The sequence below is a fragment of the Paenibacillus turicensis genome, from assembly GCF_017873435.1.
GTDB lineage: Bacteria > Bacillota > Bacilli > Paenibacillales > Paenibacillaceae > Fontibacillus > Fontibacillus turicensis.
In genome coordinates, this window is record NZ_JAGGKG010000023.1 from 45,515 (window position 1) to 57,910 (window position 12,396).

At 40.9% G+C, this 12,396-nt stretch carries 9 protein-coding genes; 2 read left to right on the forward strand and 7 right to left on the reverse strand.

Annotated features, from left to right (window positions below):
- Positions 1–2 precede the first annotated feature (2 nt).
- From argB to argC, 3 genes are all read right to left on the reverse strand, one after another.
- Entirely contained in the window at positions 3–806 is an 804-nt protein-coding gene (gene argB / locus J2Z32_RS19100; protein ID WP_245251617.1) for an acetylglutamate kinase, read from the reverse strand.
- A 156-nt stretch (positions 807–962) separates the two neighbouring features.
- Positions 963–2,192 carry a bifunctional glutamate N-acetyltransferase/amino-acid acetyltransferase ArgJ gene (argJ, locus tag J2Z32_RS19105; RefSeq protein WP_342453980.1) on the reverse strand — a complete coding sequence of 410 codons (1,230 nt, stop codon included), beginning with the start codon at positions 2,190–2,192 and terminating at the stop codon, positions 963–965.
- A gap of 282 nt (positions 2,193–2,474) precedes the next feature.
- A complete protein-coding gene (argC, locus tag J2Z32_RS19110) occupies positions 2,475–3,545 on the reverse strand; it encodes an N-acetyl-gamma-glutamyl-phosphate reductase (RefSeq protein ID WP_425343022.1) in 1,071 nt (356 codons plus the stop codon).
- Positions 3,546–3,992: 447 nt separating this feature from the next.
- Between argC and J2Z32_RS19115 the strand changes: the two genes are divergently transcribed.
- Both J2Z32_RS19115 and J2Z32_RS19120 read left to right on the forward strand, forming a co-directional pair.
- Positions 3,993–4,895: a zinc ribbon domain-containing protein gene (locus J2Z32_RS19115; protein ID WP_210090792.1), complete on the forward strand. Its 903-nt coding sequence runs from the start codon at positions 3,993–3,995 to the stop codon at positions 4,893–4,895.
- Between the two features lie 360 nt (positions 4,896–5,255).
- Positions 5,256–6,131 (forward strand): Rpn family recombination-promoting nuclease/putative transposase, encoded by an 876-nt coding sequence (locus tag J2Z32_RS19120; protein ID WP_210090793.1) that lies wholly within the window; start codon positions 5,256–5,258, stop codon positions 6,129–6,131.
- 164 nt (positions 6,132–6,295) lie between these two features.
- Here J2Z32_RS19120 and J2Z32_RS19125 read toward each other — a convergent pair whose 3' ends face one another.
- From J2Z32_RS19125 to hpf, 4 genes are all read right to left on the reverse strand, one after another.
- Positions 6,296–7,180, reverse strand: a complete 885-nt coding sequence (locus J2Z32_RS19125; RefSeq protein ID WP_342453981.1) for a YitT family protein — start codon at positions 7,178–7,180, stop codon at positions 6,296–6,298.
- 226 nt (positions 7,181–7,406) lie between these two features.
- Positions 7,407–8,523, reverse strand: a protein-coding gene (gene prfB / locus J2Z32_RS19130) for a peptide chain release factor 2 (protein WP_210090794.1) whose coding sequence is annotated in 2 segments (ribosomal slippage) — positions 7,407–8,450 and positions 8,452–8,523 — 1,116 coding nt in all. Because the reading frame shifts where the segments join, the coding sequence is not laid out codon by codon here.
- Positions 8,524–8,591: 68 nt separating this feature from the next.
- Positions 8,592–11,099: a preprotein translocase subunit SecA gene (secA, locus tag J2Z32_RS19135; RefSeq protein WP_210090795.1), complete on the reverse strand. Its 2,508-nt coding sequence runs from the start codon at positions 11,097–11,099 to the stop codon at positions 8,592–8,594.
- Between the two features lie 233 nt (positions 11,100–11,332).
- Complete coding sequence (gene hpf, locus J2Z32_RS19140; protein ID WP_210090796.1) at positions 11,333–11,878, reverse strand: ribosome hibernation-promoting factor, HPF/YfiA family; 546 nt, start codon at positions 11,876–11,878, stop codon at positions 11,333–11,335.
- Positions 11,879–12,396: the final 518 nt, after the last annotated feature.

The following is a 12,396-nucleotide window of genomic DNA, read 5'->3' on the forward strand; positions in this document are numbered from 1 at the left end:
GACTAACCCATTCTCGTAATCGTCGTACCTATACTTTCACCTGATAATACTTTGCCTAAAATATTAGGCACACTTCCATCAACAATGACAACCTGCTTCACCTGTCCGCTGATGCATGCGATCGCCGCACGCACCTTTGGAATCATGCCGCCATAAATTTCGCCAGTGTCGATCATATCTTCAATTTGCTGTACTGTTACGGTAGACAATACTCGCTTTTCACCATTTACATTTTTTAAAATGCCTGGCACATCGGTGACTACGATCATTTGCTGTACACCTAATGCCGACGCCACTGCACCAGCGGCAGTATCCGCATTGATGTTGTATCTTCCACCAGTAGCATCTACGCCTACAGGAGCAATAACAGGAATGTACCCTAAAGTAGCTATCCCTTGAATCAAAGTCTTGTTAACAGACTCCACATCTCCAACTAGTCCGACCTCAGCATGGGCTGCAACTGGTTTTGCTGTAATTAACTGTCCATCTACACCAGATAAGCCTAACGCTTTGCCACCTGCTTGTTGGATCAAGCGTACAATTTTTTTGTTAATGCTGCCGGACAAGGTCATTTCAACGACATCTAAAACCGCTTCAGACGTATATCTTAATCCGTTTACAAATTTAGTCTCAATGCCTAGCTTCGTTAGGTTGTCAGAGATCGCAGGACCACCGCCATGCACAATGACAGGCTGAACACCTTGCTCTTGTAGCTTCGCTAAATCCTCGAAAAAGGAGGTCGGCAGCTCTGCAAGGGTACTCCCTCCACATTTCATCACAAACATTGAATTACTTGAATTAGTCATGCACCAAGCGTCCCCTTTCAGCTTATCCAGTGTACAAATTTCAACTTTCAACTTTCAAACTTGCAATGGTACTTCTTATATATTTCGCATTCCTTATATTTTCATATTAATCATAACTTAAACTTTCACTAGGATTGAGCTTTATACCTGCATATTTTACGTTCTATACGCCGCATTAATCCGCACGTAATCATAAGTTAAATCACAACCCCAAGCGATTGCCGAGCCATCCCCCTGATGCAAATACACTTGAATGACCACATTTTTTCCTTGTAAATAAGCTAAAGCTTCATCTTCGTCAAAACGAATTGGACGTGAGTCCTTTAATACCTCGATAGCACCAAGCTGAATATCTACGGTATTCGGATTGACGGGTTCACCTGCTCTGCCTACCGCGGCGATAATTCTACCCCAGTTCGCATCTGCGCCAAAAATCGCTGTTTTCACCAAGCTGGACCCTACAACCGTTTTAGCAATCGCCTTCGCTGAATTGTCGCTGACTGCGCCATGCACCTGGACCTCAACTAGCTTCGATGCTCCTTCGCCATCTCTCGCAATCTCCTTAGCCAAATACTCACAGACGTGACGGAATGCAGCTACAAAGCTGTCCCATGCTGGATGAGTTGGGTTTAAGCTTTCGTTTTGAGCAAGCCCACTTGCCATTACAAGCAGCATATCGTTGGTGCTCGTATCGCCATCCACTGTAATCATATTAAAAGTAAGGTCTGTCACCTCACGCAAAAGCTGCTGTAATACCGCTGGTTCAATAACGGCATCTGTCGTTACAAAGCCAAGCATCGTCGCCATGTTCGGGTGAATCATGCCTGAGCCTTTGGCTGCGCCACCTAATGTGATCGTTTTTCCGTCCACCTGGAGCGTGACTGCAATTTCCTTTTTCACCAAATCCGTCGTTAATATCGCTTGGCAAAACTGCTCTGCCCCTTCGTCGTTAGCTTCAAGCACAGTCGGTAGCTTTTTGATACCAGCAGTTACGATGTCCATCGGAAGCAATTCACCAATTACCCCAGTTGAAGCAACAGCAAGCTCATGCTCTGCAAAACCAAAGGCTACTGCCGCCTCTGCACGCATAAGATACGCATCCTTCTCTCCTTGTTCACCTGTACACGCATTGGCATTTCCGCTATTCACCACGATTCCTCTTAAGTAACCGTTACTCTCTGCAATACTATTGCGAGTCACATGTAATGGCGCCGCTTGAAAAATACTTGTCGTATACACCGCAGCCGCCACCGCGGGCACTTCACAAAGTATGACACCTAGGTCATTCCTGTCTGTTTTCTTCAAACCCGCATGTAGACCTCCTGCCAAAAAGCCCTTTGGTGCCGTAACTCCCCCGTTTGATTGAATTTGAAATGGCTGCTCCACGCCGATACCTTCTTTCTTTTCATCTATCTAATTTAAATATTGGATATAAATAAAAATTAGTGGTTGCCAATAATGAAGATGGAGGGCTACAAGACAGAGGGTTCCTCCGATCATTGTTAAAACCAGATTCCTTATATTAAAAAATAGCTTGAGGGTTGCAATCTGGTTTTAAGAGATGAACGTTTCACTTCTCCCAAATCCCCCTGTCTCTTCGCTAGCTCGTGATGTGTCAACCACTAATTTATATGACAATCCTATAAGATACTTATAATTTTTTTGTAGTTAAGGATACACTGGCGACATTTTAAGTCCTGCTGTTTCATCCCAGCCCATCCATAGATTTAGATTTTGAATCGCTTGCCCTGCTGCTCCTTTAACGACATTATCCGTTACCGCAATAATCGTGACACGATTTGTCCTTTCATCTACAGCAAAACCGATGTCACAATAGTTCGAGCCCAGCACTTCTTTTGTCGCAGGCCATGTTCCGTTTTTCCGAATACGTACAAATGGTCTACCTGCATAATATTGCTCATATAACTCAATAAACTGGTCCACAGAATATTGATCATTTAATTGTGCATACATCGTGCTCATAATCCCTCTTGTCATTGGCACAAGATGCGTGGTAAAGGTAACTTTAATCTCTTCGCCTGCCACATCGGTTAATACCTGTTCAATTTCAGGAATATGCTGATGCTTATTCACCTTATACGCTTTAAGATTCTCATTAATTTCCGCATAATGCGTCATTAAGCTTGTTCCGCGTCCTGCACCAGATACACCAGATTTGGCATCGATTATGATGCTGTCAGACTTTATCCAGCCTGCCGCAATTGCCGGAACTAAACCTAGTAATGAAGTAGTAGAATAGCAGCCGGGATTGGATAATAGACGGAACGTTCGCTGAATCTCATACTTATACACCTCTGCCAAACCATATACCGCTTCCTGTAATAGCTGTTGTGAAGGGGCAGGGTGATTGTACCAAGCCTCATATTCTTCACGATTTTGTATACGAAAGTCACCCGATAAATCGATGACCTGAAGCCCTGCATCTAATAAAGTAGGAACTAGCTTACTGCTCACTCCAGATGGTGTTGCTGTAAATGCAAGATCTGCTTTTGCCGCAATTTGAGCGGGATCAACTCCATCTAGCTGCTGAACAACAATTCCTTGTAAATGAGGATACCCATCTGTAATGAAGTCTCCCGCACTGGAGGCGGAAATAACCGAAGTAATCTCCACATGCGGATGCTCGATCAAAAATCGGATGAGCTCCACACCTCCGTATCCTGTGGAACCTACAATTGCTACCTTTAGTTTATCTTCTGCCACCAGTTCGTTCCTCACTTTCTATGTCATGTATAATCCGTAATCAAGTATGTATTATTATACATTTATACTTATATAAATACAATCATGAAATTATGACATGTTATCAAAATCAGTACTTGAAAATATTTGAAGTAAGAGGCTACGATGCAGAGGGTGGCTTCAACCGCTGTTAAGATCCTATTTTTTATATATTGCTTGTAGGTAGCTAGTTTCATTTTCAAGTACTAAAACAATTAAGCTAATATTATGCTTTATTAATATTTAATATCTAATATTTGATATTTACTGTTTAACAACCTATCCAATTGGTTAAGGAAAAGAGGGGTTTTGTATAATTGGAATGATTGTGATACTTTTCATACTAACCAGAAGTATTTTCCAATTTTTACATTGACCTGGTGCTTACGGACACAATATATTCTTTACATAAAAAATATTAGTAAATTAGGAGGTTTTTATTTTATGATTTGTACGCAATGTGGTTTTAATAATGAGCAAGGGGAATTTTGTGGGCAATGTGGGGCTCCTTTGTCTGCATCTGCTAGTGGGCACGGTGAAACTAATGAGCCAAATGTTCATGTTCATGATGCTCACAGTAATGAGTTGAACAGAGATAGCGATCTTGTTGGAGCTAGTGGAGTTACTGGAGAAAATGCCGCTGCTTTTACCGCCGCAACTTCATCTACTCACAATACTACAACTGAAAATCAATTCAAAGAATCCGTCTCCAATGGATGGAACAAAATCAAAGATAGTGATGCCTACAAGCAAGGCATTTCGATTAGTAAGCAATATGGTAGCTATTTTGTGCAGACACTCAAATCACCTTCCAAAGCAGTAGAACAGGTCACTAGTGTGCATATTATTAATGCAATCATTTCAATTGTGCTTACCGCTTTCATCATGCCTTTAATTCCATACTTTATTTTGAGTCATAATCCTTTTGGTTCTCCTTCGTTTTTGAATTTTGTGATTAAACCGTTTATCTACCTTCTAGTAGCGTTTATACTTAGTACGGGGATCACATTTGGTATTTTGCACTTAGCAAAAATCAAAAAAGACTATTTAACGCTTGTCTCAAAGATTGGCGTGTTATTTGTACCTGCAATCGGAGCCTTTTTACTTGGAGCAGTTTTTGCACTACTTGATTTTAGTTATTCCATCACTTTGTTTTTCCTTTTTGTTGGGATATCTACGATTTTAATTGCTCACATTTATCCCCTACTTACAGCACGTAAGGAACAAGAAAATGCAGGGAAATTCGACCTTATTTATGGTGCTATTTTTACATCCTTGTTTTTACTGTACGTTTTGACGAAAGCATTCCAGCTTGGTGCTTCAAGTATAGTTGGGAATTTGTTTTAAAGCTTAATGCTTGACTAATTGCAATGGGGTGGCTACGGTACGGAGCGTTGTTTCAGTCGCTGTTAAAGTCTGATTCTTTTAAATGAACTGGTTTAGGTTAGAATCAGACTTTAAAGACTTCCTCCACAATCGCTCTGTCCCTTCGCTACTGAATGCTTTTATCAAACGTTTAACTTTGGGGTTTAGCCAAATTTTAGATTTAACAGGTAGTGAATATAGTTAGAGCTTTGCATGTGGGTAGGCGTAAGGGACAACTCTTATCTATCATCATGTGAAGCTCTATTTTTTTGACAAAATCCGAGCTAACAATTTTTTCGTTTATGCATGTTATAATTAAGACAGAAATGGAGATGATCTCAGATGTACGAACTGCTTAATCCCCAAAATGATTTTGTATTCAAAAGAATATTCGGGAGTGAAGAAAATAAGGATGTATTGTTAGCGTTCTTAAACCGTACCTTTACAGAAGCAGGGAGTCCTCCTTTAAAAGAAATTACATTATTAAACCCATACACCGATAAGGATGCCCCACTGGATAAACAATCTATTTTTGATATTTGGGCAAAAACTGAAACAGGTGAACACATTAATGTGGAAATGCAGCTGTTCAATAAATATGATATTGAAAAGCGAACATTATTTTATTGGGGTAAACGATATTCAGCTCAGCTACAGGAAGGACAGACATATAAAGCACTTCAAAAATGCGTTACTATTAACATTTTAAATTACTCCTTTTTACCAAATGAATACTACCATAACACCTTTCATTTAAGGGAGGACAAAACAGGCATTGAGTTAATTGATGATATAGAGATTCACTTTATTGAATTAGCCAAGCTAGATAAATCAGCTGTTCCCCTTGAAGGCGGTCTTGTAAATTGGTTATTATTTTTAAAAGGAACAGATAAATCAAATTGGGAGGTGCTACAGATGAATGAACCAACAATTAAAAAGGCAATGACAACTTTAGAGTTTTTAAGTCAGGATCGAGAAGCACGACTCCGCTACGAGGAACGCCAAAAGTTCCTTCATGATGAAGCGTCTGCTATGGAATGGGCTCTAGATAAAGGAATTGAACAAGGCATCGAAAAAGGAAAGCAGCTTGGGCTAGCAGAAGGCGAGCGAAAAAAAGCATTGGATATTGCTAAAGGCTTGCTTAAAGCAGGGATTGGTATTGAGGTTATTATTGAAACAACAGGATTAACTAAGGAAGAAATCTTAGCTTTGAAATGAAAGAGAGATAAAAAATAAATTATCAACAAAGTTATAAAGATGCTTCTGAAAATAAATATGCTTAAAGTCAAAAAATGCTCCCTTCTAGGTAATTGGTTTGTTTTAAACCAGTCTATCTAGAGTGGAGCATTTATTTTTGTTTATACTGCTGTAACTTTATAAATTCACGTTCGTTTAAACCCTTCGCCTAATACTTCATGAGCATTCGTAATAATGACAAAAGCCGTTGGCTCAATGGTTTGCACTAGCTTCTTTAGTCGAGTAACTTCGCTTTGACCTACTACTGCCATTAAGACTTGTCGATCGTCTCCTGTGTAGCCACCTTGCCCACTAAGCTTGGTTAAGCCACGATCTAGTGTGGTCAAAATCGCTTCTGAGATTTCATCATTTTTTTCAGCGATAATATAGGCGACTTTTGTATAGTTAAGTCCAAGCTCGACCATATCAATCACTTTACCCGTAATATAAAGCCCAATAAGTGCATACAAAGCCTTTTCAGGCGACAGGAGAAAGCCTGCTAATATAATGACCGTTCCATCCATCAGCATCACGCAAAGGGATAAATTAAGTCCAGAGAACTTTTGCACAATTTGCGCAAGGGTTGCCAAGCCACCGGTAGAGCCACGACCACGAAATACGATACCTAAGCCAAGTCCTACACCGATACCACCATATAGGGAAGCTAGCAACGGATCTGTTGTAGGCACACTCCAGTCCTTTGTTACAAATACGAATAAAGGCAATACAATTGTCCCTAGCAAGGAGCGAATCGCATAATTGCGCCCAAGGATAAAGAAGCCTGCAATAAATAAAGGAATATTCAGCGCCCACTGTGTATACGCAGGCTCAATATGAAGTTGATTTTGTACGATGATCGATAGCCCCGATACGCCTCCAGATGCGATATGTGCAGGAACCATAAACAAGTTAAAGGCGGTTGCGGTAATAAAGGCTCCGATAATAATCATAATGCTATCTAATGCATGTCTTGCTGGTCCTTCGATCGGAAAATGATCAGTCCATCTCCGTTTACGTGTTTTAGGCGGCACGTCAGTTTGTCACTCCTTCAATCTTTCCAAAGTTCTCTTAGTACTACTGTCAATGTTACGATTGCTCTTATTGTGTTTTATTTTATCTTCATATTTCTTTATTCTTTTCAATAAAAATTCCTACACTTTGTCAGCAAGTTAAGGCACTCAAGCACCTCATCTTACGTCCAAAGCATAGGAATTATTCAGCAATCGCTACATAAGTGGAAAGAAATGTGATATATGTTTATTCTTCTGCACTTGTACGGATTTGACTTCTCAAATATCCATCAATAAATGGATTCAAGTCTCCATCCATCACCGCACCTGTATTCCCTGTCTCGACAGAAGTACGATGGTCTTTGACCATACTATACGGGTGGAAGACATAAGAACGAATTTGGCTACCCCAAGCGATGTCAGATTGCTCACCACGAATTTCATCTAATTCCTTGCGTTGTTCCTCTAGCTTACGCTCATATAGCTTGGAACGTAACATTGTCATCGCTTGCTCACGGTTTTTAATCTGCGAACGTTCGTTTTGACACGTTACAACAACACCAGTAGGAATATGTGTAATCCGTACGGCAGAGTCGGTCGTATTAATGTGCTGACCCCCTGCACCACTTGCACGATAGGTATCTATTTTCAGATCCTCAGTGCGGATTTCAATATCAACATCATCCGTAATCTCTGGTACAACATCACAAGATACAAAGGAAGTATGTCTACGACCAGAGGAATCAAAAGGAGAAATCCGCACTAGACGGTGTACTCCTTTTTCTGCCTTTAAATAGCCATACGCATTATAGCCTTTAATGAGCAAGGTTACACTTTTGATCCCAGCTTCATCACCCGGCAAATAATCCAACGTTTCTACCTTAAAGCCTTGCTTCTCCGCCCACCGTGTATACATACGAAGTAACATTTGTCCCCAGTCCTGAGACTCGGTACCCCCTGCACCTGGATGAAGCTCTAAAATCGCATTTAGCTTATCATAAGGTTGATTTAGCAGTAGCTGCAATTCGAACTCTTCTAGCTTCTTCTTGAGTCCTGTAATGGAGTCGCCAACCTCTTTAAGTAGAGATTCGTCGCCTTCCTCTTCAGCTAGCTCAAGCATCAGCTCAATATCGTCGCACTCCTGCTGCAAACCAGCATACTGGTCTACCGCACCTTTAATGCCGTTCATTTCGGCAATCAAAGCTTGTGCTTTATCGTTGTCATCCCAAAAGTCAGGTGCAGCCATTTTCTCTTCGTAGTTGGCGATCATCTCTTGCTTATAATCTAAGTCAAAGAGACCCCCTAAGGTTAGATAATTTGGTTGCAATCTGACGTAGGTCCTGTTTAAAACTGGCATCGATCATGTTCGTGAAGTCACCTTCCTAAGTGCAAATTAAGCGATAAAACAATTCAGCAATTGAAAATTTAGTATTTAAGCATTTTGTCCGTGACAATGTTTGTATTTCTTCCCACTTCCGCACGGGCAAAGGTCGTTACGGCCTACTTGCTCCTTACGTTGCACTGGGCGTTTCTCCGCAGGCTCGCCGCTTGTAGAAATTTTGTCCTCATCTACAACCGCTTGACGCTCCTGATTGGTTTCTACTTGTGCCTTCATAATATAGGTAGCCACTTCCTCTTGAATGCTAGCGACCATCGCATTAAACATCTCGAAGCCTTCGAATTGGTATTCACGAAGTGGGTCAGTACCGCCATAAGCACGCAAGTGGATCCCTTGACGAAGCTGATCCATTTGGTCAATATGATCCATCCATTTGCTATCTACCGCACGAAGTGCAATAACCTTCTCAAATTCACGGACCATTTCAGAGCCCATTGCTTCTTCGCGTTGATCGTATTTCACCATAACCTTGTCAAAAATGAATTCGATCATTTCCTCAGGCTCTTTGCCCCATAGGTCATCACGGTTTAGAGCACCTTCATCTAATAGCTTGTTATTTACATATTCAGCAATGGCTTCGAAATCCCATTCTTCTGGAATGTCCGCAGTCGTATGAGCTTGAACGATGTTTTCAATCACTGCTTTAATCATGTCGACGACGATTTGCTTCACGTTTTCGGATTCTAGCAATTCACGACGTTGCTTGTAAATGATGTTACGTTGTTGGTTCATCACATCATCATATTGAAGGACGACTTTACGCAAATCAAAGTTGTTACCTTCTACACGTTTTTGTGCAGATTCAATCGCCTTCGTAATCATTTTACTTTCGATCGGTTGGTCTTCTTCAAAACCAAGACGCTCCATCATATTCAGTACGTTGTCCGCACCAAAACGACGCATCAATTCATCACCAAGTGAAAGGTAGAATTGTGTGGAGCCTGGGTCCCCTTGACGTCCTGCACGACCACGAAGCTGGTTATCAATCCGTCTAGATTCATGACGCTCTGTACCAATAATATGCAAGCCACCAACTTCGGATACACCTTCACCTAGCAAAATGTCGGTACCACGACCCGCCATATTCGTTGCAATCGTAACTGAACCTGGCTCCCCTGCACGAGAAATGATTTCCGCTTCCTCTGCGTGGAATTTCGCGTTGAGTACTTTATGCTTTACGCCTTTGCGTTTAAGAAGATCAGATAATAGCTCGGAGTTTTCGATCGAAATTGTACCTACAAGCACAGGTTGATTTTTTTTGTGACGCTCTACAATTCCTTCAACAACCGCGCGGAACTTACCTTGTTCACTTTTGTAAACAACATCCGGCATGTCTTTACGTTGGTTTGGTTTGTTGGTAGGAACCTGAAGCACTTCAAGACCATAAATTTTCTTAAACTCTTCTTCCTCTGTTTTCGCAGTCCCTGTCATACCGGCAAGCTTTTGGTACATACGGAAGTAGTTCTGGAACGTAATTGTTGCCAATGTCATACTTTCATTTTGTACTTCTAGCTCTTCCTTCGCTTCAATCGCTTGGTGCAAGCCATCACTATAACGACGTCCTGCCATGAGGCGACCGGTAAATTCGTCAACGATTTTAACTTCGTCTTCATCTACTACATAGTCTACGTCACGACGCATAATTGCGTTCGCTTTTAAAGCTTGGACTACGTGGTGGTTCAAGGTTACGTTTGTATGATCGTATAAGTTATCAATTCCAAATGCTTTTTCAGCTTTGGCAACCCCTTTTTCTGTTAAGGAAACTGCCTTCACTTTAATATCAACCGTGTAATCTTCCTCTGCAACGAGACGCTTCACGAAACGATCCGCAGCATAATAGAGCTCAGTTGATTTTTGAGCTTGTCCAGAAATAATAAGCGGTGTACGCGCTTCATCAATTAAAATGGAGTCCACTTCGTCAATGATACAGAAATAGAGCGGACGTTGAACCATCTGCTCTTTGTATAACACCATATTGTCACGCAGATAGTCGAAACCAAATTCATTGTTAGTACCATAAGTAATATCGCATGCATAAGCATCTTGCTTGTCTACGTGTTCCATTCCATTTAGGTTAACGCCAACCGTCATCCCTAGGAAGTTATAAATTTGTCCCATTTGCTCGCTGTCACGTTGTGCCAAGTAATCATTGACCGTAACGACGTGCACACCTTTGCTTAAAAGTGCATTCAAATAAACCGGCAAGGTTCCCACGAGTGTTTTACCTTCACCTGTTTTCATCTCAGCAATACGGCCTTCATGTAGTGCCATACCACCAATTAACTGTACGTCAAAATGACGCATATTCAAAACCCGCTTGGATGCTTCTCTTACAGTCGCAAAGGCTTCTGGTAAAAGATCATCTAAGGTTTCTCCTTTTTCAAGGCGTTCGCGGAATTCTGCTGTTTTACCTTGTAATGCCTCATCACTGAGCTTCACAAAATCGGGTTCTAATTTATTGATAACATCTACTGTCTTCATGAGACGTTTGACATCACGTTCATTAACGTCGCCGAAGATTTTTTTCACTAATCCTAGCATGTTTAACCCCTTTCACGACAAACAAATCATTTGCCTAAATTGTAACAGTTTGTAAGACTTGTCGCAACATAAGAGCGCATAACGTCATATATTGGCGACTACTGATTAAAATAGTTTATTAAGAATAAAGAGCCTCATCCGAAGGACGGATAAAGGCTCATACAGACATTTTCAGTAAATCATCAAGGTTTCATTCATAAAATATTCACGAATTTAACTTAGATGAAGGAAGTTTAATTTTGTTCAATCAAACCATATTTACCATCATTTCGTTTATAAACGACGTTAACAGTGCGAGTGTCGATATTAGAAAATACGAAGAAATTATGTCCAACCATATTCATTTGTAATATGGCTTCTTCTACATCCATAGGCTTCAGGGTGAAGCGCTTTGTACGTACTACTTCAAATTCATCGTTTTCTAGTTCTTCATTATCACTGGAAGTTCCTTCTACGAATAAAGTCTTAAGACTTCCTTCTTGGCGGAACTTGCGATTAATCTTCGTTTTATGCTTGCGAATCTGACGTTCCAGCTTGTCCACGACTGCATCCATCGATGCATACATGTCATCGCTACGATCCTCTGCACGAAGCACAACTCCAGTAAGAGGAATAGTTACCTCTACCGCGTGCAATCCTCGAACGACACTAAGAGTGACGTTACCTTCTGAGGTGGGGGGTGCATCAAAGTACTTGTCTAGTCTGCTGAGCTTCTTATCGAGATAATCTTTAAGTGCTTCAGTCACTTCAATCTGTTGTCCACGAATACTAAAATTCATAGGGCACTCCTCCTTTGCTTTGCACCTTTATTATATCACAGGTGTTAGTGTAATGTAAAAGGAGTGTAAAGTGACTGAACGTAAAATTGTGGCTAGATACTGCGTGGTGGGAGGCTACGGGGGAGAGGGTTCTTTCGAGCGTTGTTAAAATCAGATTTATTGGATTAGATGAAACATTTAATGGTATAAGTCCGATTTTAAAGACGCCCGCTTCGCTTCTTCAGAATTCCTCTCTCCCTTCGCTTGTTGGCTGTATCTAGGTACGGTATTTTCGAGGTTCGGTCCCTTTACACGGGGGAGGCAGTAGAGGAAAAGCAAAGCGCAAACATAGAACAAAGATAAAAAGAAAAGATCGTTAAGAGCATTTATTGTTTGGACTGTGTTCTTTGAACATGCGTCAAACAATTTCAATAAACTAACAAAAGAGATGGATTGAATAAGAATAGAGGAGATTGAATATTAAATGCAAAAATAAAGTGCTTAAACAATAAAAGACCTTAAGAGAAATGAATCTCCTA